The sequence below is a fragment of the Rhodococcus sp. 1163 genome (assembly GCF_002091985.1).
In the GTDB taxonomy this organism is placed as follows: Bacteria; Actinomycetota; Actinomycetes; order Mycobacteriales; family Mycobacteriaceae; genus Rhodococcoides.
In genome coordinates this window covers 126,244-151,818 of record NZ_MKKX01000017.1, presented here as the reverse complement: position 1 = coordinate 151,818, position 25,575 = coordinate 126,244, and the positions used below count along the sequence as shown (strand labels likewise).

Genomic DNA, 25,575 nt, shown 5'->3' with positions numbered 1-25,575 from the left:
GGAGAAACTGGCAACGGGAAGAAGAAGACACCGATGGAGGAATGTTGGCCAGGTTGACCAAGCGAAATCTCGGTCCCACCGCTGGAAGGCGGCGACGGAGAACCCGCATTCTTCTGATTCTCGTTGCGGTGTCGGTCGTTGCGGCGGGCGGAACAGCACTTGCGGCCATCGTCCCGCGCGAATCCGACACGAAGGCCGAGGTGCATCTCGCGCCCGAGCCGGACCCGGTAACACTCGTACCGACCATCGCGCCGATATCGGACATCTCACCTGCACCCTCCGTCGCAGGTATCGCTGCCGCGCTCGCGCCGGTGGTCGCATCGCCGGATCTCGGCGCATTCACCGGATCGGTTGCCGACGCCGTCACCGGGGAGGTGCTGTGGTCCTCGGGTCCGGACACCCCGATGACTCCCGCATCGACGACCAAGGTGCTGACGGCAGGGGCGGCAATGCTCGCGCTGTCACCGGAACATCGCGTCACCACCCGTGTGGTGAAGGGACAATCCGATGGTGAGATCGTCATCGTGGCCGCAGGCGATCCGACGATCACTGCTCGGCCCCTGGGCAGCGAAAGCTTCTACTCAGGCTCGGCGCGTATAGACGATCTGGTGGAGCAGATATCCAAATCAGGTACGCCGGTCGACAGAATCGTCGTCGACACGTCCATCTACAGCGGTCCGACGATGGCACAGGGATGGTTTGCTCCTGACATCGCGGCCGGTTACATCACGCCGATCGAACCGATCATGATCGACGGCGGCAGATCGGATCCGCTGGAAGACGAGTCGCCCCGAAGCGTCGAACCGGCTCTCGATGCCGGTCGCGCGCTGGCCCGGGGCCTGGGGCTCGACCCGGCACGGGTATCCATCGGTGCGGCGCCACCCGGTGCCGATCAGGTGGCGAGTGTCCAATCTGCGCCTCTTCGTGATCGTCTCGGTCAGATGATGGGCCGCTCGGACAACGTCCTCGCAGAAGCCATCGGGCGCGAGATCGCCATCGAGACCAATGCGCAAGCTTCTTTCACCGGTGCAGTGGACTCGATCGAGCAGACATTGTTCGCCGCCGGGTACGACATGTCCGGACTCGAGCTGCACGATTCGAGCGGACTGTCGGTCGACGGGGTGATTCCGGCCAGACTGCTCGATCGGATATTGACTTCGGCCGCAGGATCGGGCAAACCCGAACTCCGCCCGATGCTCGACTACCTTCCCGTTGCCGGGTCCACCGGAACGCTGTCGGATCGATATGCCAGCGCCGAACGCGTCGGAGCAGGCTGGGTCAGGGCCAAGACCGGCACCTTGTCGGCCGCAAGTGCTCTCGCCGGGTACGTCGTGGACATGGACGGCCGGACGTTGACGTTCGCGTTGATGTCCAACGACCGCCCACCCGAAGTCAGCAGACCGGCGCTCGACGCGGTGGCGGCTACTCTCAGACTGTGTGGTTGCCGATGACGAACGACGCAGCGGACACCGAAGGCAATGTCTCAGGCTTCAGCGGGTCCGTGGATTGGGCACTGGCCGCGAAGACCGGTGCCAAATTCGCTCCGAAAGAACCGTCGATCTCCCGATACACCGCTGAAGCTGTCGTCGCCGAGTTGTCGGAGGCGTCGGTGCGCGCCGAAGGACCGGTACGTGAAACGACCGGTCTCGCCGACGGACTTCCGGTACCTCAGGCCCTCGTCGTCGATCGTGCAGGGTGGATCGACGCAGCATCGGCATCGATGAAACACCTGACCGGCGACGCCGAGGCAGAACCTCCGTCCGGCCTGCTCGGTGGTAAACCCGCGGGCCTGCAAGCAGGTGCGATGCTCGCGTTCCTGTCCAGCGCGATTCTCGGGCAGTACGACCCGTTCACCGGTGAGCACGGGACGCTTCTGCTCGTCGCACCGAACGTCGTCGCCGTCGAGCGGGCGTTGCGAGTGTCGCCGAGCGACTTCCGGCTGTGGGTCTGCCTGCACGAGGTGACGCATCGAGTTCAGTTCTCTTCGGCGCCGTGGTTGGGCGAGTACATGCGCAGTTCCGTCGCACTGTTGTCCGGTGGTGTCGACGAACCGATAGGTGAGTTCGCGACGAGATTGACGAGCGCGCTGAAGAACCGTAGGCAGTCCGACAAAGCCGAGGACGCGGGCATCGTGGGGCTGCTGCGCGCAACGCAGGCCCCGGCCCAGCGGGAAGCGATCGATCGGCTCCTCGTGCTCGGGACGCTCCTCGAAGGTCACGCCGATCACGTCATGGACGCGGTCGGGCCGGCAGTGGTGCCCTCGGTCCTGCAGATCCGCCAGGCGTTCGACAGCAGGCGTCGACGAAAGACCAACCCACTCCAACGCGTCATCAGGGCCCTTCTCGGGATGGACGCGAAGATGGCGCAGTACGTGCGAGGCAAAGCGTTCGTCGACCACGTCGTCGGCAGGGTCGGCATGGAGCAGTTCAACACCATCTGGACCGACGCCGCCACGTTGCCGCTGCTCGACGAGATCGAGGACCCCGACCGGTGGATCGCCCGCGTACTTCGATGACGCGGCGTATCGCGGTGGCGCTGCCGGAGAAGCCTGCGATCCTCGAGCTGCGCCAGGCAGTTCGTCGGTGGCTCGCGTCGAGCCCGGGCCCAGTGGTCCTCGCACTGTCCGGCGGTGCCGACTCGCTCGCGCTGACCGCTGCGGTGGCCGCGGAGGCCCCGGACGTCCGAGCGCTCGTCGTCGACCACGGGCTTCAGCAGGGGTCGGACACGGTGGCGAAAGCTGCCGCAGCGACGGCACTGGAGCTGGGGTGCGTGGACGCGTCGGTGCTGACGGTGACCGTCGGTGGCTCGGGCGGAATGGAGGCCGCGGCTCGTCGCGCGCGGTACGAGGCATTGGACCGCCACCGAGGCGACGCCACGGTCCTTCTCGCGCACACTCTCGACGATCAAGCGGAGACCGTTCTGCTCGGACTCTCGCGGGGCTCCGGGCCGCGATCGATCGCCGGTATGTCCCCGGTGGATCAGCCGTGGGGCCGACCACTGCTGGGGGTTCGGCGAGCAGTTACCCGGCAAGCGTGCGCCGAGTTGGGGTTGACGCCGTTCGAGGATCCGCACAACACCGACACCGATTTCACTCGCGTCCGGCTTCGGCACGAGATTCTGCCGCTGCTCGAAGATGCGCTCGGCGGTGGCGTCGCAGCGGCTCTTGCTCGCACGGCGACGCAGCTTCGTGAAGACCTCACGGTTCTCGACGCCATGGCCGAGACCTTGGTACGGGAGAACTTCGCCGAACCCGAGGTGGACGTGACGACCCTCACGTCGGTCCCCGCTGCGCTGCGTCGTCGGGCATTGCGGTTGTGGTTGCTGCGCAGTGGAGTGAAGGCACTGTCGGACAAGCAGTTACGGCTGATCGACGATCTCGTCGGACACTGGCGTGGACAGGGCGGGGTTGCCGTCCGTTCAGGGGCGTCCGACGCCAGGTTGGTGGTCGCGCGTCGACGTGGCAGGCTGGTGCTCGAGCAAGAGTGGAGCCTGCGAAACGGCGGTGCTTGAATCTGCAACAGTTGTGAAGGTACGAGAAACAATTGAAGGGAAGCGCCGTGTACGAGGGCGATATCGAATCGATTCTCATCTCCGAGGAGCAGATCAAGACTCGTACGATCGAGCTTGCCAACGAGATTGCCGAGCGCTATCCCCAGGGCGCGCCGGAAGGTGATCTTCTCCTGGTCGGTGTCCTCAAAGGTGCTGTCATGTTCATGACGGATTTTGCTCGCGCGCTCCCGATTCCGACGCAACTCGAGTTCATGGCAGTCAGCTCGTACGGCTCGTCGACGTCCTCTTCCGGAGTGGTTCGGATTCTCAAGGACCTCGACCGCGACATCAGCGGCCGTCACGTACTCATCGTCGAGGACATCATCGATTCGGGTCTGACGCTGTCCTGGCTCAAGCGCAACCTCGCCACTCGTAACCCTGCCTCGTTGGCGGTGGTGACTCTGCTTCGCAAGCCCGATGCAATCAAGGTGGACATCGAGGTCGCGAACGTGGGTTTCGACATTCCCAACGAATTCGTCGTCGGATACGGCCTCGATTACAACGAGCGCTACCGCGATCTGCCGTACATCGGAACTCTTCACCCGAAGGTCTACGGCGGCTGAGGCCGGCCTGGTCTTCGCCTGACCTGGCCTCGTGCTTTCATCCCGGTTCACGAGTAGCACCGTCTGGCCGAACCGGCGCCGACTACTCCGAGCGCGGGAACGTATTGGACAACGGTTTCACTAGGATGTGGAGACGGCGTCGATGCTCGAGATCCCAGGGCGCAGATATTGTCGGCGTACATCGCGAGGGAAGAATTACGGACATTGCTGTTGTGTGATGGACGGGGAACACCGGATCGACGGCGAGTTGGGACGGCCTCGAGCAGACGAGCAAGTTGGTCTTACATCTGGCCGGCCGCGAATTTTGCCTACTGACGGTGCCGGCCTACGCCTAGGACGTGTCGAACCTCACCCCAGCCTTACAGTAATGTCCGCAATATGCCTATTGCGCTTACCGAGGACCAGCTTTCGCTGGCTGAATCAATCAATGACTACTACCGCCGCACGGACGCCCTCGGGCAGACCCGTGCCCGGCTGGAGAGTCCGACTGTGGGCCTGCCGGGCGACTGGGCGAGATATGCGGAGCTCGGGTGGCTCGGCATCCACCTCCCTGAAGACGTCGGCGGGGCGGGCATGGGTATGGGCGAGGCCGCGGTGGTCGTCGAGGAGCTCGCGGCAGTGCTGGCCCCGGGTCCCGTCCTACCGACAGTCTGGGCCTCGGCGCTGCTCGCCGCGAGCGGCACCCCCGAGCAGCAGCAGCAGCTGTCGCTGACGGGGCTCGCCGAGGGCACCGTCGTCGGCGCGGTTGGTTCCGTGCCGGATGGGCTCGCCTCGCGCGACGCGGACGGGGCGTTCCGACTCGCCGGTCCGGTCCAGGTGCTGGGAGGCATGGAGGCGGATCTGATCCTGCTGACGGTCGGAGCGGACGTGCTGGCCTTCGACCGCGTGCAGCTGGGCAGCGTGGACGCGGAGAGTATGGACCCGACGCGCAGCGTCGCGCTGATCAGTGCGGATGGCCCCGTGCAGCCGCGGATGGAGTTGCCGGGCGCCGCGGAGCTGGCCCAGGCCATCGGCCGTGTCTTGGCGGCCGCGGAGGCAACGGGCGTGACACGCGCCTGCCAGAACATGGCTGTGGACTACGCGAAGCAGCGACAGGCCTTCGGCCGGGCCATCGGGTCCTTCCAGGCGATCAAGCACATCCTGGCGAATGTCCTCGTCGATCAGCAACTGAGCATGGCTCAGGCCTGGGACGCGGCCGGCATCTTGGCAGGCGCCCCGGAGCAGCGGAGCCTCGCTGCCGCGGCCGCGGTCGTGACCGCGCTGCCCGCAGCGGTGAGCGCCGCCGAGCAGAACGTCCAGGTGCACGGCGCCATCGGCTATACCCGCGAGCACGACGCGCACCTGTACATGCGTCGCGCCGGAGTGCTGAGCATGATGTTCAGCGTCGTCGCCGCGCGTCGCGAGATCGCCGCCGCGACCGTCGCGGGCGTGCGCCGAGTGTCCGGCATCGACCTGCCGCCCGAGGCGGAGGGCTACCGCGCCCAAGCGCGGGAGTTCGTCGCGCAGTTGGGCTCGGCGGCCGGGGCCGAGCGGCGCGAGTTGTTCGTGGACTCCGGTTACGCCATCGCACACTGGCCCCGGCCCTGGGGCCGGGGTGCCGGCGCCGTCGAGCAGTTGGTGCTCGATGAGGAGCTGCGTGGACAGGAGCGGCCGGAGTACGGCATCGGTGAGTGGGTGCTGCGCACGGTTGTAGACCATGGCACGCAGGAGCAGCTCGACCGCTATGTGCACGCTAGCCTGCTGGGCAAGATCACGTGGTGCCAGCTGTTCAGCGAGCCCGGCGCCGGCTCGGACGCCGCGGGCGTGACCACCAAGGCCAAGCGGGCGGAGGGCGGCTGGATCGTCAACGGCCAGAAGACCTGGACCAGCGGCGGGCACACGTCGACGCATGGTATGGCGACCATTCGGACCAACCCGGACGCGGCCAAGCACAAGGGCATCTCCATGATGCTGATCGACATGGCCGCACCGGGGCTCACCGTCCGGCCGATCCAGGACAGTCGGGGCGTCGAACTGTTCGCCGAGGTGTTCTTCGACGACGTCTTCGTTGCCGACGAGGATGTCCTGGGAGCGGTCGACGGCGGCTGGGGAGTGGCGCGCTCGGCCCTGGGCAACGAGCGCGTGACCATCGGGCGCGATCGGCTCGGCCTCGACCTGTCCTACGACCTGTTCGCGCTGTACGCCGAAGTGCGCGGCGACGCCGGGCTGGACCAGTCGATCGCGGACCTCGTCGCGGAGGATCTCGCGCTGGCGGCGCTCACCCGCCGCATCGCTGAGCAGGCCGTGCGCGGCGGCGCGTCCGGGCCGGAGGGGGCAGTGCTCAAGCTGGTCGGCAGCGAACATACACAGCGCCTGGCGACCGTGAGCCTCGCGGTGGCCGGCGAGGCCGGCGCGCTGGAGGCGAAGGCGCTGAACGAGCTGCAGCGCAGCTTCCTGTACGCGCGCTACAGCACCCTCGCGGGGGGTACCTCGGAGGTCCTGCGCAATCAGATCGCCGAGCTGATCCTGGGGCTGCCCCGCGAGCAGTCCCTGCGTTGACCTTGCTCTCGGTGATCATCACGTCCACGTCGGCTCGCCGAAGGAGCTCGCCGCCAAGTACGGCGAACGCTTCGAACCCCCGGCAAGCCCCGCTGGGCTAGCGCCAACGCGACAGAGGTGCCTGACCGAAAATCACGGTTCAGGCACCTCTGTCCACACCACTGCAATGGACGCGGCGGTACCGAGTCACTGGCATCGAACCGTGCGATACCGGGCTTGGCCAAGGCTAGCGCGACCTGCGGGAGACGACCCGCAGCAGCGCGTTGAGATCGCCCTCGATCAGCCGGAAAATCGAGTACGACGCGACGAATGCCAAGATCCCGCCCACACAGACGACCCGTACGACGTCGATGATGTTGGGGATGTCCGCAGTAGGAACGAAGGTCAGGCCACCTACGGCGATCAGCGGAATCGACGCGGCGACGGTCAGAAACCCGACGCTACGGCGCTGCAACGTGTGCAGTCGTGAGGCGTCTCCGCTCCCCGCACGACCGTAGGGCAGCAGCGACGGGTACAGACATCGAACGGTGAACAGCGAGACCCGGAAGAACGGGTAGGCGGTTGCCATCGCGCCGCAGACGACCAGCGATGCGATGAAGTGCACGTACGCCTCGGTCGGCACCGAACCGGCGGCGAACTGTAGGGACACGGGGAATGCGATACCTGCGACGACCCACAGACCGAGGCATACCGCGACCACTCGGCCCGCGGCCATGAGCGTGTCTGCTCTTGCCTGGGCCAATCGTTCTTCCGGAACGATTTTTCCGGTCCGCAGTGCATGCGGAACTGCGAGTACTCGACGGCAGAACCAGAGAATCAACACCAGCCCCAGGGGCCAGACCAGGCCGTTGATGGCCGTCGCGACGATCCCGAATCTCTCCTGTGCCGCCGGGGCGAGGTCGCTGATGATCAGCGCCTTGTTGTGCTGGTAGTTATAGACCGCAGCGACGGCATTGGGAACGCCGATCGCGAGGGTCATGACAGGAACCGTGTGTCGCCGAAGTCTCACGCGTGCGCTGGTGGGCGGGGGGTCGACCAGATTGCGTGCGCGAGCGTCGAGGCACAGGTCGAATTGCTGAGCCATTTCCTGGCCGGTGGCCCAGCGATCCTCCCGGTCGGGCGAGAGGCATTTGACGAGGATGCGTCGCAGCGTCGCCGGACAGTCTTGTGGCAGTTCGGACAGTGCCTGCGCGCCGACTCCGCCCCGGCGCACCCCAAGCAGGCCGTCGATGGCCGTACGGTCCCCGGCCGCGGAGTCTTCGGGGTCGGGGAACGGCTTGTGGCCGGTCAACAGTTCCCACAGCACCACCGCGAGCGAATACAGATCGCTGCGCGTGTCGAGATCTGCGGCGCGCCCCGGCCGTCCGGGATGGCAGGCCTCCAATTGTTCCGGCGACATGTAGCTCAGCGACCCACCGAAATAGGCGACTGGGCTGTCCTCTGCCACGGCGCCGCTGAAGCTGATGTTGAAGTCGGCCAGTTTCGGGACGCCCTCGGCGGTCAACAACACATTCGCCGGCTTGATATCGCGATGCAACACACCGCGTTCGCCCGCGTAATGCAGTGCATCCGCGAGTCGACGGCCGATCCAAGCCACCGTCTCCGGCCACGACAAGGACGAAATCTGTTCGCGCACAGTCGAGTCGGTGGGGCGAAGGCCACCCTTGTCAGCGAGTGAGGCGTCGACGCTGTCGAGAAGTAGTCGTCCGTGGCGGTCGGTTTCTCGATTCGCCCGGACCCTTCCGAGCACATTGAGCAGGGTGCCTCCAGGCACGTACTGCATGTACAGCAGCCGCAGCCCGCGGTCCCGGAGAACACGTTGATCGAACACCCGAACGATGTAGTCGTGATCGAGCTGCGCCAAAGTCTGCGGTTCGGTCCCGCGGTCCTCGGAAATCTTCACCGCCACGATTCGTTGCATCGAGCGCTGCCTGGACAGGAACACCCGCGCAAAAGCGCCACGGCCGAGGCCCATCAGCAAGTCGAAATCGTCCAACCGATCGCCGACGTCGAGATCCTCGAGCTCGTCCTGGGATCCTGGGCGGGTCCATTCCAGGCCGGCGGAGGCGGTTCCCGTCATGTCGGCGGTCGTGGGTTCCACCTGGGTGGCATCGAGCTCCGACTCCGGCTCGGTCGAGGAGAGCTCGGTGGTTTCACCCGGAACGACGTTGAGCAATTCGGCCAGCGCCGCTGCTTGCACCGGGTACTCCGCGACGTAGTGGGACGGCGATACCGAGTCCCCGCTCTGACGTCGCACGCAGAATTCCTCATAGATCAATCCCACCGGGACCTGAGCCTCGGCGAGGTCGAATTCGGTGCAGTAGTCCCGCAGTCGCTTGGGCAAGTGCGCACGTAACCAGCGCTCCTGGAGGTCGACCGAGATGAGCGCTACGAGCCACCGATGCCGCAGAGTGGCCGAATCGGGTAGGAATTCGGCAAGGTCGGGCGCCCGTGGATCAGCCGTCGAGGTACTCGTCCACCAGGCGGATCTCAGCAGCTCAGCGGCTGCGTCGGCGTGCTCCGGCACTGCCATGCCGTCCGGATGGGTTGTGACACCATCCGAATTTACGGTGACTCTGTCCGAGCCTGGCTGCACTTTGACAGACTAGACCCTCCAGCGTCGCTGTCCTCTGCCGAAAGCGGTAGGTCGGACAATAAGAAGACTGTGGTGGGGAACCTGTGGGGCAGGGGAGACGTTGAAGGGGGAGATGCGTTGTGCAACGCAGCAGTGTTGCCGGCCCGTTTGTGCACGTGATGCACCTGGGGCAGTCGGTTGCCGTTCGCGGTAACCTGGATCATCCGGTGCGCGGCCGGAGTCTGCGTACTGGAGAAGACTGGAAAGGACGAGGCCGTCTCGGCTGAAGCTGTATGAATCGGAAGACAGTTATACGGAACCTGGCCATCGTTTTCGGCGTCCTGATGGTGATCGCTGCCTTCAGCTACTTCGGAAACGACACACGCGGGTGGAAGACTGTCGACACGTCAGTGGCGATAGCGCAGCTCGATTCCAAGAACGTCGACACAGCTCAGATCGATGATCGTGAGCAGCAGATACGCCTCGAGCTCAAGTCCGGCAGCGACGCAACCGACGGCGAGACGAAGATCCTCGCCAAGTACCCGACCTCGGCGTCGGAACAGATCTTCGACAAGGTCGGCCAGGACGGGCTGAAGAGCTACAACACCGTGGTGTCCCAGGACAGCTGGTTCAGCTCACTGCTGCTCTTCCTTCTCCCGATGGTCATTCTGCTCGGCATCTTCGTGTTCTTCATGAGCCGTATGCAGGGCGGCGGTCGTGGTGGCGTGATGGGCTTCGGTAAGTCGAAAGCCAAGCAGCTCACCAAGGACATGCCCAAGACGACGTTCCAGGACGTCGCCGGTGCCGACGAGGCCGTCGAAGAGCTGTACGAGATCAAGGATTTCCTCCAGAACCCGGCTCGCTACCAGGCCCTCGGTGCGAAGATCCCGCGTGGCGTGCTGCTGTACGGCCCTCCCGGAACAGGCAAGACACTCCTTGCACGTGCAGTCGCCGGTGAAGCAGGAGTGCCGTTCTTCACCATCTCCGGTTCGGACTTCGTCGAAATGTTCGTCGGCGTAGGCGCCTCTCGTGTGCGCGACCTGTTCGAACAGGCCAAGCAGAACAGCCCCTGCATCATCTTCGTGGACGAGATCGACGCCGTCGGACGCCAGCGTGGAGCGGGCATGGGTGGCGGCCACGACGAGCGCGAGCAGACCCTCAACCAGCTGCTGGTCGAAATGGACGGCTTCGGTGAGCGCACCGGGGTCATCCTCATCGCCGCCACCAACCGCCCCGACATCCTCGATCCCGCTCTTCTACGTCCGGGTCGCTTCGACCGTCAGATCCCCGTCGGGGTTCCCGACCTCGCTGGTCGACGCGCAATCCTGGCCGTGCACTCGGCGGGCAAGCCGGTGGCACACGACGCCGATCTCGAAGGCCTCGCGAAACGCACGGTCGGCATGTCCGGTGCAGACCTGGCGAACGTCATCAACGAAGCAGCACTACTGACAGCACGCGAGAACGGCACGGTCATCACCGAGGCAGCTCTCGAGGAGTCGGTGGACCGCGTCGTCGGTGGACCCCGCCGCAAGAGCCGGATCATCAGCGAGCACGAGAAGAAGATCACCGCCTACCACGAGGGCGGGCACACGCTCGCGGCGTGGGCGATGCCCGATATCGAGCCCGTGTACAAGGTGACGATCCTCGCTCGCGGTAGAACCGGTGGCCACGCCATGACGGTGCCCGAGGACGACAAGGGCCTGATGACGCGGTCCGAGATGATCGCTCGTCTGGTCATGGCAATGGGTGGTCGCGCAGCCGAAGAACTCGTTTTCCACGAGCCGACCACCGGTGCTTCCTCCGATATCGACCAGGCCACCAAGATCGCGCGGGCAATGGTCACCGAATACGGCATGAGCAGCAAGCTCGGCGCAGTTCGTTACGGGCAGGAGCAGGGCGATCCGTTCCTCGGTCGCTCGATGGGCATGCAGTCCGACTTCTCGCACGAGGTCGCACGGGAGATCGACGAGGAGGTGCGCAATCTGATCGAAGCAGCGCACACCGAGGCCTGGGCGATCCTCAACGAATACCGCGACATCCTGGACATCCTCGCCACCGAATTGCTCGAGCGCGAGACCCTCACTCGCAAAGATCTCGAAAAGATCTTCACGAGTGTCAGCAAACGCCCTCGAATCACCGCGTTCAACGATTTCGGCGCACGGATCCCATCGGACAAGCCACCGGTGAAAACGCCACGCGAACTCGCTGCCGAGCGCGGTGAGCCCTGGCCGCCCGAGCCTGTCGCCCCGAAGGTCGTTCCACCACAACAGTTCCCGCAGCCCACGTACGCAGGTGCACCCCAGCTTTCCAAGGGGGGCCCGGGCAACTACGGCGGTGGTCACGCCAACGGAGCGCCCACAGCGGGTAACAACCCAGCCGGCAACAATCCAGCCGGCAACAATCCAGCCGGCAACAATCCAGCCGGCAACAATCCAGCCGGCAACAATGGCGGTAGCCCGTACAACGGTGGCACCCAGAACAGCAGCCCGTACAACGGCGGACCGTACAACGGGGGTGCGTACAACGGTGGGGGTGCACCCTCCAGCGGAGCACACAATGACGGCGCGCCCTACAACGGTGGGTCGTATCGCAAGCCGGAGCCACCGAAGAGCTCGCGTCCCGATTACGGTGCCCCGGCCGGATGGTCCGCCCCAGGCTGGCCTCCACGAGATCCGCTCGGTCCCGTTCAGGGCGGACCCCCAGCAGGCTATTCGGAGGGCAATCGCTACACCGATCCCTCCTATCAGCCGCCGCAATATCAGCCCCCGGAGTACCGCCAGCCCGACAATCGCCAGCCCGAATACCGGGAACCGGAGTCCCAGGGTCAGGAAGCCCCGCGATGGGATCCTTTGAACGGAGCCCTGCCGGACGACGCCGTTCGCGGCGGTGGAAACGAAGAACCGAATCCACCCTGGGAGACCCCGAATCCGGACGGCGAGCAGAACGAGGGCCCTCGCACGCAACGCTGGGAAGGTCCCAACGGACAGCACTAGTTCGGTCGGCCCGAGGCGCCGCCGGATAGGCTGACCGTCAAACCTCGGGGCATCGGCGCCCCGCAACCGGAGGTACAAGCTCAGTGTCAGTCAGGCAGATCGACCAAGACGGGGTAATACCCGGCGACGAGTTCGTCGCAGTGGCAACCGGAAACGCGTTCGATCAACCGCGCGCGGAGGCCGCAGTGCGCGAACTGCTCATCGCAGTCGGCGAAGACCCGGATCGGCAGGGGCTGCTCGAGACTCCCGCCCGCGTCGCACGCGCGTACAAGGAAATCTTCGGAGGCCTCTACACCGACCCGGACGACGTACTGAACACGACGTTCGACGAAGGCCACCAGGAATTGGTTCTCGTCCGCGACATCCCCATGTTCTCCACGTGCGAGCATCATCTCGTTTCGTTCCATGGAGTTGCGCACGTCGGGTACATCCCCGGTAGCAACGGCAAGGTGACAGGCCTCTCGAAGCTGGCACGAGTGGTAGACCTCTATGCCAAACGGCCACAGGTTCAGGAACGGCTGACCAGTCAGGTTGCCGACGCAGTGATGCGCAAGCTGAGCCCACGCGGCGCGATCGTCGTCATCGAGGCGGAGCACCTGTGCATGGCGATGCGTGGCATCCGAAAGCCCGGAGCGAGTACGACGACGTCGGCTGTGCGGGGCTTGTTCCAATCTTCTGCCGCGTCTCGGTCCGAAGCGTTGGATCTCATCCTGCGCAAATGACCTTGCCCGTCGCGCCCGTCGTCATGGGTGTCCTCAACGTGACCGCCGACTCGTTCTCCGACGGGGGGCGGTACCTGGACGTCGACGCAGCAGTTGCACACGGAACGACACTGCACCGGACAGGTGTCGGCATCGTCGACGTCGGTGGTGAATCCACGCGTCCGGGTGCCGATCGAATCGACCCTGCTGTCGAGGCGCGCCGAGTTGTGCCCGTCATCGCAGAACTGTCGGCGCGCGGCATCGCCACCAGCGTGGACACCATGCGGGCATCGGTGGCGGCGGCGGCGATCGAAGCAGGGGTATCGATCGTCAACGACGTCTCCGGAGGCCGCGCAGATCCTGCGATGGCGTCGGTGGTCGCCGATGCCGGTCTGCCGTGGATTCTCATGCATTGGCGCTCGGCCGCCGATTACGGCCCTGACGGCGCGGCCGCTCATCAGGACAGTGGCGCCATCGCGTATTACGACGACGTCGTCGCCGATGTTCGACGCGAACTGCTCGAGCAAGTCGATCGTGCCGTAGCCGCAGGTGTGGATCCGGCGGCCATCATCCTCGATCCAGGTCTCGGTTTCGCGAAGAACGCCGAGCACAACTGGGAACTGCTGCGAGCGCTACCGACGTTCGTCGAGCTCGGCATGCCGATTCTGATCGGCGCGTCACGTAAACGTTTTCTCGGCACACTTCTCGAATCCGACGGTGAACCGAGACCGCCCGACGGACGTGAGGTCGCAACAGCGGTTGTGTCCGCGCTTGCGGTCGCAGGAGGAGCGTGGGGTGTTCGCGTTCACGACGCCCAGGCCTCACTGGACGCGGTAGCAGTAGTGAAGGCATGGCAGGGGTTGAGAAGGTGAGTGACCGAATCGAGTTGCGCGGGTTGAAGATTCGCGGCAACCACGGAGTCTTCGACTTCGAGAAACGTGACGGTCAGGACTTCGTCGTCGACATCACCGTCTGGATGGATTTGCGCCCTGCTGCCGCGACGGATGATTTGGTGAACACGCTGCACTACGGCGAGCTTGCGGAAGCGGCAGCGGCGATCATCGCAGGTCCGTCGCGGGACCTCATCGAAACCGTCGCAGCCGAAATCGCCGACGGAGTCATGGCGGACACGCGCGTCGATGCAGTCGAGGTGGTGTTGCACAAACCGTCCGCGCCGATCCCACTCTCCTTCGACGATGTGGCTGTAGTCGCCTCGCGGAGTCGTCGGTGACGCGCGCGGTGCTGTCGATCGGCAGCAACGTCGGTGACTCGTATGCGCATCTGCGTTCGGTGACGTCCGCGCTCGGCGACCGCGTCGTTGCGGTGTCTTCGGTGTACTCGTCGGCGCCCTGGGGAGGCGTCGAACAACAGGACTTTCTCAATGCCATCGTCGTAGCGGACGATGATCAACGGGGCCCGTACGACTGGCTCGAGGTTGCTCGTGAACTGGAAAAGGCAGCGGACCGCATACGGGTCGAGCGTTGGGGACCGCGAAGTCTCGACGTCGACATCATCACGTGTGACGACATTTCCAGTAGCGATCCACAGCTGCTCCTTCCGCATCCTCGAGCACACCAGCGAGCATTCGTCCTGGTCCCTTGGCTCGAGGTCGACCCTGGGGCGTCGCTCGAAGTGTCCGGGGACGCTCGGTCGGTGGGCGAATGGATACAATCGCTGAGCGAGGAAGAACGGGCGGGCGTTCACCGCACGGAGATGACACTGCACACACCGAACACCGCTCCATGACGGCCACGAGAATCAGAGATCTTGTCGGCCTCGCCGGATTCGCGGCTCTCGCAACCTGGCTGCTCGTGCGATCGTTCTACGGATCGCTACCACCGATTCACGTGTTCGCCGGCGCATCGCTCTACGTCGTCGCGATCGCCGAGACGGTGCTCGGCTTCGTGATCCGATCGCGCATCGAGAAACTGCAGGTCGGCGACGGGCCGAATCAGCTACATCCGATCACCGCGGCCCGAGCGCTGGCCCTGGCCAAGGCATCTGCTCTGGTCGGTGCAGCAGCTGCCGGAGTGTGGTTCGGATTCCTGCTACACATCGTCCCGCTCGCGTCGTCGGTGCGGGCCGCGTCCTCGGACCGGGCGGGCGTCATCGTCGGGCTCGTTGCTGCAGTGGCTCTGGTGGGTGCGGCCCTGTGGCTCGAACGTTGCTGCAGGACCCCGACCGACTCCGGTGACAGGCCCGAACGTTGAAGACAGTTACCGTCCCCGGAGCCGGATCGTTACCACCGAAGCGGACAAGCGTAGTCCGGCTTCCCCGTTTGTCGACGGTTCGCCAGCTACCCTGGACGTCATGACCGAACCGACTCGCGCGAAAGCGTCACGCCGTCAACGGCGGAGTGCGAGCCAGCTTTTCATTGCAGCGCTGGTCGTATTCGGCATCATCGCCAGCATGTTGATGTTGTTCAGCGAAAATGTGCAGTGGCTACGTGTGGGCTTGGTCTCAGCGTTGTGGGCCGCGATCATCGGTGCGTTCGCGATGACGAAGTACCGCCGCGAAGCAGTGGCCGACCAAGCCAAGGCCAAGGATCTTCAGACTGTGTACGAGCTCCAGCTCGCGCGTGAGATTTCCGCTCGGCGGGAGTACGAACTCGGCGTCGAATCTCGCGTACGAAGCGAAGTGGCTGTCGAGACCAGCGAGATTGCGGCACTCCGAGCAGAACTGGCTCACCTACGCAACAACCTGCAACTACTGTTCGACGGCAACCTGCCCACCGAACGAGTGGCGCTGCGAGCCGATGCGACGCGTGTGCAGGAGCTCGGCGGTCGCAGCTACGCCAGCTACCAGCCGGCACCTTCGGGCTTGTTCGTTCCCGGTAAATCTTCGCAGTCCTCTTCCCCGAGCGCCGAGGGCCCGAACGCCCCCGTGCCCGGTCTCGGAACGCCGTACGACGAGCCCGTCACAGCCGAGACCTCGGTGCTCTATCCCGACGTCCCCATCGGTAGCGAGGACGTGCCCGGCGCGGGTTCTGTGCCCAGCGGGGGTTATGTGTCGAGCGAGCCGGCCCGTCGCGCAGAATCGCGATCCCCGGCCAGCGGTCGACGCGTACCCACACCGCCGCAGGCCCCGGCTCCGACACCACCGCTGGTGAGTGAGCCCGTCGGCTATTCGTCCGATCGGTCGACGGCCGTCGAAGCCGAAGAACCGCTCGCGGCAGCCCAGGGGTCGGGCGCGAGTTCGCAGCCATATTCGGGCCAGCCGTCTTCGAGCCCGCAGCCGTACGCGAGCCGGGTGTCCGAGCCTGAGGTTGTTGCGGAGTCGACGGAACAACCTGCACCGGTTCCCGAGGAAGCTGTGGCACCTGCGCCCGACTCGAACACCGAGGACGTGGAAAGTCACGACGCTTCGGAGCCTGCTTCCGATCTTCCGAGGCGACGGCGTCGAGCCGAGCCGGACGGTGATGGCGCGGGTGCGCACACCAATGGTCGTTCGGTGGCCGAGATCATGGCAGGAATGAAATCCAGTGACACCGAGCCGAGCGCACGTCGTCATCGACGCCGCGCCGACTGACCTGCTGACATCTCGTCCGAACGCCGGGCGCGGCACCGAAGGGTGAAATAGATCACTGCTCAGGCCGTGGCCCGAGGTATCCCGGTGCCGCTATCCTTCGTTCAGGACGTCTGGTACCCGCCGAGCGGGACTGGAACGAACGAGAGGAAGTTTCGGTGACCTCACCTGAGTTCAGGAGTGGTGCCCGCGGAATACCCCCAAGCTCTGCCGACCCGGCACCTGCGCGTTTGAGCGTAGGTATCGTCTCCGCAGGACGGGTCGGTACCGCACTCGGCGAGGCTCTCGAGCGCGTCGGGCATGTCGTGTTCGGTTGTGCTGCAGTGTCGGAAGAGTCCAAGGAGCGCGTACGCACGCGCCTGCCGGATTCGCAGATCTTGCCTGTCGACGAGGTTGCCAGGCGTGCCGAGTTGCTGATCCTCGCAGTTCCGGACAACGAGTTGGCATCCATCGCCGCAGGGTTGGCGGCAACCGGTGTCGTTGCCCGGGGAAAGCTCGTCGTGCACACCTCCGGCGCGAACGGCATCGGCATCCTCGCCCCGTTGGCCGCACAAGGTGCTATCCCGTTGGCTATTCACCCGGCCATGACGTTCACCGGCGGGCCCGAGGACACCGATCGGCTGGCCGCTGCGTGCTTCGGAATCACCGCAGCGGACGAGATCGGTTATGCCGTCGCGCAAGCCTTGGTTCTCGAACTCGGTGGTGAACCGGTTCATGTCGCCGAAGACAATCGCGCGCTCTATCACGCAGCGTTGGCTCACGGGTCCAATCACCTCGTCACGCTGGTTGCCGACGCCGTCGACGCATTGCGAGTCGCACTCGACGGCCCAGGTTTTCCTGGGATCGATTCCGAACCCGAAGCAGCACAGCGAGTTCTCGGTCCGCTCGTGCGAGCAGCGTTGGACAACGCATTGCGGCACGGTCAGAGCGCTCTTACCGGGCCGGTGGCGCGCGGCGACGTCGCCGCCGTGCAGAAGCATCTGGACGTGCTCAGCGACGTCGATCCTGCGATCGCGGCGGGATACCGAGCGCTCTCGCTCAGATCCGCCCAACGCATCGGATCGAAACCCGAACTCATCGAGATTCTGGAAGGCGAGTTATGACCCTGGCAGGTAGCTACAAGGCGGGGGAGTTGACAGTTCATCACGATCCGACTGTCGTCTCCGCGGTGTCGAAGGCACTGCGCGGCGTCGGCAGGCAGATAGCGCTGGTGCCGACTATGGGTGCGCTGCACGCCGGGCACATCCATTTGGTTCGGCAGGCGAAGCGCACCGGGGCCGTGGTGTTCGTGTCGATCTTCGTGAACCCCCTGCAGTTCGGCGAAGGGGAAGACCTCGACGCCTATCCACGCACCCTCGACGCGGACGTGGAGTTGCTGGCAAGTGAGGGAGTCGAGATCGTCTTCGCTCCTTCGGTGTCGGATTTGTACCAGGCCGGGCCACGTACGACCGTGCTCCCCGGTCCGCTCGGCAGCGAGATGGAGGGTGCTAGCCGGCCGACGCACTTTGCCGGGATGCTCACAGTGGTGACCAAGTTGTTGCAGATCACCTCCCCGCATGCAGCGTTCTTCGGTGAGAAGGATTACCAGCAGCTGACGTTGATCCGACAGCTGGTGCGAGATCTGAACTTCGACGTGAAGATCTTCGGTGTCCCCACCGTGCGCGAGCAGGATGGTCTCGCGTTGTCTTCTCGCAATCGCTATCTCGACGACGCCCAGCGTACGGCGGCGATGGCTTTGTCGGCGGCGCTGGTAGCCGGGGCCCACGCCGCGGCCGGCGGAGCCGAAGTGATTCTGGCTACGGCAGGCGAAGTGCTCGCGGCGGTGCCCGAGGTGAAGGTCGACTATCTCGAACTTCGAGGTGTCGATCTCGGACCTGCTCCCGAGCGTGGCGACGGTCGACTTCTCGTGGCCGCGACGCTCGGCACCACCCGACTCATCGACAACGTCGGTGTCGCTGTCGGGACCGGCTTTCTCGAATACCCCGACGACCCGAAGAATTGAAGGGATAGAACATGTTTCGCACAATGATGAAGTCCAAGATTCATCGCGCGACCGTAACCCATGCGGACCTGCACTACGTAGGTTCGGTGACCGTCGATAAGGACCTGATGGAGGCGGCCGATCTCCTCGAAGGTGAGCAGGTGACCATCGTCGACATAAACAACGGCGCACGGTTGGAAACTTATGTAATCACCGGCGAGCGTGGCAGCGGGGTGATCGGTATAAACGGTGCCGCAGCACATCTGGTCGATCCTGGTGATCTGGTCATTCTCATTGCCTACGGCGTGATGAACGAGCAGGAATGCAAGGATTACGCACCCCGAGTGGTGTTCGTCGACGACAAGAACAAGCCCGTCGAACTCGGTAGTGACCCCGCATATGCACCCGAGGGCTCGGGCCTGATCACACCTCGCACGCTTCGTGCCGATTCCGTTCTGGTGTAAAGATGCTGCTTGCGATCGACATTCGCAACACATCGATGACGCTCGGCCTGTTCAGCGGCAATGGTGATCACGCAAAGTTGTTGCGTGATTGGCGGATGCGTACGGATTCGCGAATAACGGCGGACGAGCTGGCATTGATGCTTCGCGGCCTTCTCGGCGACGACGTCGATCAGATCACCGGCGTGAGCGCCCTGTCGACCGTCCCCTCGGTGCTGCGGGAAATCCGGACGATGTTGACCCGTTACTGGGAGCACATTCCGCACGTCGTCGTCGAACCTGGTGTGCGAACGGGTGTTCCGCTGTTGGTCGACAATCCCAAGGAGGTCGGCGCCGATCGGATCGTCAATACCCTTGCTGCGCATGATTTGTACGGTAGTGCCTGCATCGTGGTCGACTTCGGCACCACGACCTGTGTCGACGTCGTCTCTGCCAAAGGCGAATTCCTCGGCGGTGCCATTGCGCCCGGGTTGGAGATCTCCACTGCAGCAATGTCTTCCAGATCAGCAGCATTACGGGAGATCGAATTGGTACGGCCCCGCTCGGTGGTCGGGAAGAATACCGTCGAATGCATGCAGTCCGGTGCCGTGTTCGGGTTCGCCGGGTTGGTCGACGGATTGATCGCCCGCATCCGTCGTGAACTCGCCGACTTCTCCGGTGCGGACGTGGCCGTGATCGGTACCGGCGCCAGTGCCCCGCTGATCATGGGGGAGAGCAGTGCAATCGAGCATCACGAGCCCGACCTGACGCTAGAGGGCCTGCGACTGGTCTACGAGCGCAATCTCGCGAAACGACGGATGCGCTAGCGCTTGCGGGTGGCGTGTGTAACAATCTTTCTCGTGATGACGTGCATGGGACCCCAGGAGTGTTGTCGAGGCTGATCGCTGCCTCGTTCAAACATCGACTCTGGAGTACTCCCCGTGCTTTCCACACCTGTCTTCATTTCCCCACCGGTGCGCTCTGTTTTCAGCCGCGCCCGTTCCGCGCCTCAGCTTTCTCTACCTACCCGGCTCAGGCCGCATGACCTACTGCGTATCACCGATCAGGGCGCTTCGGACGTGCTGGACGGCCGATTCGACGACATCCTGCCCGAGAGCGGCCTCTGGCCGACCGAAGAACGCTGGGCGAGTCGTTTGCACGCCGACGACGACCTGGACGTCTGGCTCATCAGCTGGGTACCGGACAGGTCCACCGAGCTTCACGATCATGCGGGCTCGATCGGCGCATTGACCGTCCTCAGTGGCTCCCTCGTCGAATCTCGTTGGGCTGGAAATGAACTGAAGAGCCGGCGCCTCGATGCCGGGGATCAAGCGTCGTTCCCGCTCGGGTGGGTCCACGACGTCATGCATGCACCGGACACCACCGCGCCCGGCCCCACGCTCAGCGTTCACGCGTACTCGCCACCGCTGACAGCAATGTCCTACTACGAAGTCACCGAGCAGTCCTCGCTCCGAAGAACCCGTACCGAGCTGACCGACGAACCCGAAGGTGCATCGAAATGACGATCGTCGAAATGTTGGATCAGGCGCGCAGCCGCATCGAGCGCACCACCGTCTTCGAGCTGCGCGACGCGATTGCCCGTGGTGCCGTCGTCGTCGACATTCGGCCTCAGGCGCAACGGGCCGTCGAGGGCACGCTGCCCGGCGCGCTTGCCATCGAGCGCAACGTGCTGGAGTGGCGCCTGGATCCAACGAGTGATGCCCGGCTCGCTGTCGCAGTCGATCACGACGTCGAGTGGATCGTCATCTGCTCCGAGGGCTACACCTCCAGCCTCGCCGCGGCGTCGCTGCAGGATTTGGGGCTCACGAAGGCCACCGACCTCGTCGGCGGGTACCAGGCACTGAAGTCGGCCGGGCTGCTCGGCGTGCTGACCAAGGCCAAGCACACCGTCCGTGAGGCCAAGGCCGTCAGTGCGCACTGATTCTCCTGTTGAGGGGTTCGACAGATAAAGTGTGCGTCTGTGACTGATTCAGCTTCCTCCACCGCCGACGACACTCCGGAACAGATTCGGATCCGTCGCGCCAAGCGGGACCGGTTGCTCGAACAGGGACGTGAGGCGTACCCGGTGTCCGTAGCGCGGACGCACACGTTGCTCGAGATTCGTGACCGGTACTCCAACCTCGAAGCCGATGCGAAGACGGGCGTGCTCGTCGGAGTCGCCGGTCGCGTGATTTTCGTCCGCAACACCGGCAAGTTGTGTTTCGCCACTCTCCAGGAAGGCGACGGAACTCAACTCCAGGCAATGATCAGCCTTGCGGGTGTCGGTGAGGACGCCTTGGCGGCCTGGAAGTCGGACGTCGATCTCGGTGACTTCGTCTTCGTACACGGCGAGGTCATCAGCTCGCGTCGCGGCGAGCTCAGCGTGATGGCCGATTCGTGGGAGATCGCGTCGAAGGCTCTGCGACCGCTCCCGGTGGCGCACAAGGAACTGAACGAAGAGACGCGTATTCGGCAGCGATACCTGGACTTGATCACCCGCCCGGAAGCACGCGCGGTCGCTCGCAAGCGCATCGCGGTCGTACGCGAACTGCGCAATGCCCTGGAGCGACGGGGCTTCCTCGAAGTCGAGACCCCGATGCTGCAGACCTTGCATGGTGGCGCTGCCGCCCGCCCGTTCGTCACTCATTCCAATGCACTCGATACCGACCTTTTTCTCCGGATCGCACCCGAACTGTTTCTCAAGCGTTGCGTCGTGGGCGGCATCGAGAAGGTTTTCGAGATCAACCGCAACTTCCGTAACGAAGGTTCCGACTCCTCGCACTCTCCCGAATTCGCGATGCTCGAAACCTACGAGGCGTACGGAACGTACGACGACTCGGCGAAGATGACCCGTGAGCTCATTCAAGAGGTTGCCGAGGCCGCGCTCGGAACTCAGGTGATCCTGCTGCCCGACGGCACGACCTACGACATGAGCGGTGAGTGGACGACACTCGAGATGTACCCGTCCCTGTCGGAGGCGCTCGGCATCGTCGTGACGCCCGATACCACGGTCGAAGAACTCTTGGCCCTCGCCGAGAAGATCGGTGTCGACGTGCCGCGCAAGGACGGCAAGTCGATCTACGGTCACGGCAAGCTCGTCGAGGAGTTGTGGGAGAACCAGATCGGTAACGATTTGTTCGCGCCGACCTTCGTTCGTGACTTCCCCGTCGAGACGTCTCCGCTGACTCGTCAGCACCGCAGCAAGCCGGGCGTCACCGAGAAGTGGGATCTCTACATCCGCGGGTTCGAACTCGCGACGGGTTACTCCGAACTGGTCGACCCGGTCATCCAGCGGGAGCGTTTCGAAGATCAAGCACGTCAGGCTGCGGCCGGAGACGACGAGGCCATGGTTCTCGACGAGGACTTCCTGGCCGCGATGGAGCAGGGCATGCCTCCGACCACAGGCACAGGTATGGGAATCGACAGGCTCCTGATGGCGCTGACAGGACTAGGAATACGAGAGACGATTCTGTTTCCGATCGTGAAGCCGTCTCAGGGCTGACTTGCGAGCAAAGTTTATTGTTCGCCAACAGCGGACACTAGAGGGGAAACGAATTGCCCCGACGGTGCGTTATGAACAGTAAGCAGGCACATAGGTCCGTCGCTACAGATCAGAGATGACCTGTAGAGGGGGTCGAGGGTCGGCAAGTGAACCTTCGGCCAACTAGAGTAAGGCTGGAGGCGTGGATACCTTTCGGCATCTACGTGAGACTTACCCTTCAAATGCCGGCGAACCCGATTTACCAAATACCGTGGTGCTAGAAGACCTGGTGGGCGGAGTGCTACCACCCACCGAGAAGTGAGGGAGAGCGATGTTCGAGAGGTTCACCGATCGCGCGCGGCGTGTTGTCGTCCTGGCTCAAGAAGAAGCCCGGATGCTCAACCACAACTACATCGGCACGGAACACATCCTGCTCGGCCTCATCCACGAGGGTGAGGGTGTCGCAGCGAAGTCTCTGGAGTCGCTGGGTATCTCCCTTGAAGGAGTCCGCAGCCAGGTCGAGGAGATCATCGGTCAGGGCCAGCAGGCTCCGTCCGGTCATATCCCGTTCACCCCGCGCGCCAAGAAAGTACTCGAGCTCAGTCTGCGTGAAGCACTGCAGCTCGGCCACAACTACATCGGCACCGAGCACATCCTGCTGGGTCTGATCCGCGAAGGCGAAGGCGTTGCGGCTCAGGTATTGGTCAAGCTCGGAGCCGACCTCAACCGGGTGCGTCAGCAGGTTATCCAGCTGCTCTCCGGTTACCAGGGCAAGGAGCCGTCCGAGAGTGGTAGCGGACGCGGCGATGCCGGTACGCCGTCGACGTCGCTGGTTCTCGACCAGTTCGGTCGCAACCTGACCCAGGCTGCACTCGAAGGCAAATTGGACCCGGTCATCGGTCGTGCGAAGGAAATCGAGCGCGTCATGCAGGTGCTGAGCCGTCGTACGAAGAACAACCCTGTTCTCATCGGTGAGCCCGGCGTGGGTAAGACCGCTGTTGTCGAGGGCCTGGCTCAGGCGATCGTCAACGGTGAGGTGCCCGAGACACTCAAGGACAAGCAGCTCTACACCCTCGACCTCGGTTCGCTGGTTGCCGGTAGCCGTTACCGCGGTGACTTCGAAGAGCGCCTGAAGAAGGTTCTCAAGGAGATCAACACCCGCGGCGACATCATCCTGTTCATCGACGAGCTGCACACTCTCGTCGGCGCAGGCGCAGCCGAGGGCGCTATCGATGCGGCCTCGATCCTCAAGCCGAAGTTGGCTCGCGGTGAGCTGCAGACCATCGGTGCCACCACCCTCGACGAGTACCGCAAGTACATCGAGAAGGACGCCGCTCTCGAGCGTCGTTTCCAGCCCGTGCAGGTCGGCGAGCCGACTGTCGAGCACACCATCGAGATCCTCAAGGGTCTGCGTGATCGGTACGAGGCTCACCACCGCGTCTCCATCACCGACGGTGCACTCGTCGCAGCTGCCACGTTGGCCGATCGTTACATCAACGATCGATTCCTGCCGGACAAGGCGATCGACCTGATCGACGAGGCGGGCGCGCGGATGCGCATCCGTCGAATGACCGCTCCACCAGACCTGCGCGAGTTCGACGACAAGATCGCCGACGCACGTCGGGAGAAGGAGTCCGCGATCGACGCGCAGGACTTCGAGAAGGCCGCGAACCTGCGCGACAAGGAGAAGCAGCTCGTCTCCCAGCGCGCCGAGCGTGAGAAGCAGTGGCGTAGCGGTGACCTCGACGTGGTTGCCGAGGTCGACGACAACGAGATCGCCGAGGTCCTCGGAAACTGGACCGGCATCCCGGTGTTCAAGCTCACCGAGGAAGAGACCACTCGTCTGCTCCGCATGGAAGATGAACTGCACAAGCGGATCATCGGCCAGGTAGAGGCAGTCAAGGCCGTCTCGAAGGCAATCCGTCGTACTCGTGCAGGACTGAAGGATCCGAAGCGTCCGTCGGGCTCGTTCATCTTCGCCGGCCCGTCCGGTGTCGGTAAGACCGAGCTGTCGAAGGCACTCGCGAACTTCCTGTTCGGCGAGGACGACGCCCTCATCCAGATCGACATGGGTGAGTTCCACGATCGCTTCACCGCGTCGCGGCTGTTCGGTGCTCCTCCCGGTTACGTCGGATACGAAGAGGGCGGCCAGCTCACCGAGAAGGTCCGCCGCAAGCCGTTCTCCGTCGTTCTGTTCGACGAGATCGAAAAGGCACACCAGGAGATCTACAACACGCTCCTGCAGGTGCTCGAAGATGGCCGTCTCACCGACGGCCAGGGACGCACGGTCGACTTCAAGAACACCGTGCTGATCTTCACCTCGAACCTCGGTACCGCGGACATCTCGAAGGCAGTCGGACTCGGCTTCTCCTCAGGTGAAGGCACCGGATCGAACTACGAGCGGATGAAGCTCAAGGTCAACGACGAGCTGAAGAAGCATTTCCGCCCGGAGTTCCTCAACCGTATCGACGACATCGTCGTGTTCCACCAGCTCACCAAGGACGAGATCGTCCAGATGGTCGACCTCATGCTCAACCGAGTCGAAGGTGCGCTCAAGAACAAGGACATGTCGATCGAGGTCACCGAGAAGGCCAAGTCACTGCTGGCCAAGCGTGGATTCGACCCGGTACTGGGTGCACGGCCACTGCGTCGCACCATCCAGCGCGAGATCGAGGACGCGTTGTCGGAGAAGATCCTGTTCGGCGAGGTCGAAGCCGGCCAGATCATCCTGGTCGACGTCGAGAACTGGGACGGCGAAGGCTCGGGCGAGGACGCGAAGTTCACGTTCCGCGGCGAGAAGAAGCCGATCAGTGTTCCTGACGAACTGCCCGTCGACCTGGCCAAGGCCACCGGCGACAGTGACAGCGACTAGTCGGTAGTTTCAGCCCAGTAGTTTCGGCCCAGTATTTTCGACTCAGCGGGCCGTACTCCGAAAGGGGTGCGGCCTGCTTTGTCGTCTGTGGGCTGGGTGGTTCGCCCGCCCGCCCCGCCGCTTCCCCGCCCGCCCCACTTCCCCGCCCGCCCTACCGCTTCAATGGTCCACTCATACGATCTGATGGCTTCGATGTCACATTCAAGCGGCGGCGGAACCGTCGGATTCGCCCGCCCCACCGCTTCAATGGTCCACTCATACGATCTGATGGCTTCGATGTCACATTCAAGCGGCGGCGGAACCGTCGGATTCGCACTCAATAGGTGAGGCGGAGAACGCAACGTTGGGTTTTACTGA

Annotated in this window: 21 protein-coding genes; 20 read left to right on the top strand and 1 reads right to left on the bottom strand. The window is 64.1% G+C overall.

Annotated features, from left to right (window positions below; translation table 11 throughout):
- Positions 1-41: 41 nt before the first annotated feature.
- The 5 genes from dacB to BJD99_RS04140 all read left to right on the top strand — a co-directional run bounded on the left by dacB (position 42) and on the right by BJD99_RS04140 (position 6,650).
- Positions 42-1,451: a D-alanyl-D-alanine carboxypeptidase/D-alanyl-D-alanine-endopeptidase gene (gene dacB, locus BJD99_RS04160; RefSeq protein ID WP_084345544.1), complete on the top strand. Its 1,410-nt coding sequence runs from the start codon at positions 42-44 to the stop codon at positions 1,449-1,451.
- On the top strand, positions 1,448-2,515 hold the full coding sequence (locus BJD99_RS04155; protein ID WP_084345886.1) for a zinc-dependent metalloprotease: 1,068 nt from the start codon (positions 1,448-1,450) through the stop codon (positions 2,513-2,515). The genes dacB and BJD99_RS04155 overlap by 4 nt, the downstream gene beginning before the upstream one ends.
- A gap of 14 nt (positions 2,516-2,529) precedes the next feature.
- Positions 2,530-3,510 carry a tRNA lysidine(34) synthetase TilS gene (gene tilS, locus BJD99_RS04150; RefSeq protein WP_373270516.1) on the top strand — a complete coding sequence of 327 codons (981 nt, stop codon included), beginning with the start codon at positions 2,530-2,532 and terminating at the stop codon, positions 3,508-3,510.
- Between the two features lie 47 nt (positions 3,511-3,557).
- Positions 3,558-4,112: a hypoxanthine phosphoribosyltransferase gene (gene hpt / locus BJD99_RS04145; RefSeq protein ID WP_084345542.1), complete on the top strand. Its 555-nt coding sequence runs from the start codon at positions 3,558-3,560 to the stop codon at positions 4,110-4,112.
- A 378-nt stretch (positions 4,113-4,490) separates the two neighbouring features.
- Positions 4,491-6,650, top strand: a complete 2,160-nt coding sequence (locus BJD99_RS04140; protein ID WP_084345541.1) for an acyl-CoA dehydrogenase — start codon at positions 4,491-4,493, stop codon at positions 6,648-6,650.
- A gap of 226 nt (positions 6,651-6,876) precedes the next feature.
- On the opposite strand, the gene BJD99_RS04135 is transcribed toward BJD99_RS04140, so the two are convergent.
- Positions 6,877-9,183 carry a serine/threonine-protein kinase gene (locus tag BJD99_RS04135; RefSeq protein WP_084345540.1) on the bottom strand — a complete coding sequence of 769 codons (2,307 nt, stop codon included), beginning with the start codon at positions 9,181-9,183 and terminating at the stop codon, positions 6,877-6,879.
- A 335-nt stretch (positions 9,184-9,518) separates the two neighbouring features.
- On the opposite strand from BJD99_RS04135, the gene ftsH reads away from it, so the two are divergent.
- The 15 genes from ftsH (at position 9,519) to BJD99_RS04060 (ending at position 25,218) form a co-directional block, all read left to right on the top strand.
- Entirely contained in the window at positions 9,519-12,218 is a 2,700-nt protein-coding gene (ftsH, locus tag BJD99_RS04130) for an ATP-dependent zinc metalloprotease FtsH (protein WP_084345539.1), read from the top strand.
- Between the two features lie 116 nt (positions 12,219-12,334).
- Positions 12,335-12,940, top strand: a complete 606-nt coding sequence (gene folE, locus BJD99_RS04125) for a GTP cyclohydrolase I FolE (RefSeq protein ID WP_179142207.1) — start codon at positions 12,335-12,337, stop codon at positions 12,938-12,940.
- Entirely contained in the window at positions 12,937-13,791 is an 855-nt protein-coding gene (folP, locus tag BJD99_RS04120) for a dihydropteroate synthase (RefSeq protein WP_179142178.1), read from the top strand. Before folE ends, folP begins: the two co-directional genes overlap by 4 nt.
- The gene (gene folB / locus BJD99_RS04115) at positions 13,788-14,150 is read left to right on the top strand and encodes a dihydroneopterin aldolase (RefSeq protein ID WP_084345538.1); all 363 of its coding nucleotides are present in this window, start codon (positions 13,788-13,790) and stop codon (positions 14,148-14,150) included. Before folP ends, folB begins: the two co-directional genes overlap by 4 nt.
- Positions 14,147-14,665 (top strand): 2-amino-4-hydroxy-6-hydroxymethyldihydropteridine diphosphokinase, encoded by a 519-nt coding sequence (gene folK / locus BJD99_RS04110; RefSeq protein WP_084345537.1) that lies wholly within the window; start codon positions 14,147-14,149, stop codon positions 14,663-14,665. Before folB ends, folK begins: the two co-directional genes overlap by 4 nt.
- Positions 14,662-15,129, top strand: a complete 468-nt coding sequence (locus tag BJD99_RS04105) for a DUF3180 domain-containing protein (protein WP_084345536.1) — start codon at positions 14,662-14,664, stop codon at positions 15,127-15,129. Before folK ends, BJD99_RS04105 begins: the two co-directional genes overlap by 4 nt.
- Positions 15,130-15,229: 100 nt before the next feature.
- The gene (locus BJD99_RS04100) at positions 15,230-16,447 is read left to right on the top strand and encodes a DUF6779 domain-containing protein (RefSeq protein ID WP_084345535.1); all 1,218 of its coding nucleotides are present in this window, start codon (positions 15,230-15,232) and stop codon (positions 16,445-16,447) included.
- Positions 16,448-16,602: 155 nt separating this feature from the next.
- Complete coding sequence (locus tag BJD99_RS04095) at positions 16,603-17,547, top strand: Rossmann-like and DUF2520 domain-containing protein (RefSeq protein WP_084345534.1); 945 nt, start codon at positions 16,603-16,605, stop codon at positions 17,545-17,547.
- Positions 17,544-18,446, top strand: a complete 903-nt coding sequence (gene panC, locus BJD99_RS04090; protein ID WP_084345533.1) for a pantoate--beta-alanine ligase — start codon at positions 17,544-17,546, stop codon at positions 18,444-18,446. Before BJD99_RS04095 ends, panC begins: the two co-directional genes overlap by 4 nt.
- A gap of 11 nt (positions 18,447-18,457) precedes the next feature.
- Complete coding sequence (panD, locus tag BJD99_RS04085; RefSeq protein WP_084345532.1) at positions 18,458-18,889, top strand: aspartate 1-decarboxylase; 432 nt, start codon at positions 18,458-18,460, stop codon at positions 18,887-18,889.
- Positions 18,890-18,891: 2 nt separating this feature from the next.
- On the top strand, positions 18,892-19,692 hold the full coding sequence (locus tag BJD99_RS04080) for a type III pantothenate kinase (RefSeq protein ID WP_084345531.1): 801 nt from the start codon (positions 18,892-18,894) through the stop codon (positions 19,690-19,692).
- 147 nt (positions 19,693-19,839) lie between these two features.
- Positions 19,840-20,388: a cysteine dioxygenase family protein gene (locus tag BJD99_RS04075; RefSeq protein WP_084345883.1), complete on the top strand. Its 549-nt coding sequence runs from the start codon at positions 19,840-19,842 to the stop codon at positions 20,386-20,388.
- Entirely contained in the window at positions 20,385-20,807 is a 423-nt protein-coding gene (locus BJD99_RS04070) for a rhodanese-like domain-containing protein (protein ID WP_084345520.1), read from the top strand. The genes BJD99_RS04075 and BJD99_RS04070 overlap by 4 nt, the downstream gene beginning before the upstream one ends.
- A 39-nt stretch (positions 20,808-20,846) precedes the next feature.
- Positions 20,847-22,367 carry a lysine--tRNA ligase gene (gene lysS, locus BJD99_RS04065; RefSeq protein WP_084345518.1) on the top strand — a complete coding sequence of 507 codons (1,521 nt, stop codon included), beginning with the start codon at positions 20,847-20,849 and terminating at the stop codon, positions 22,365-22,367.
- Positions 22,368-22,677: 310 nt separating this feature from the next.
- Positions 22,678-25,218, top strand: coding sequence for an ATP-dependent Clp protease ATP-binding subunit (locus tag BJD99_RS04060; RefSeq protein ID WP_084345516.1), 2,541 nt, complete (start codon positions 22,678-22,680; stop codon positions 25,216-25,218).
- Positions 25,219-25,575 lie beyond the last annotated feature (357 nt).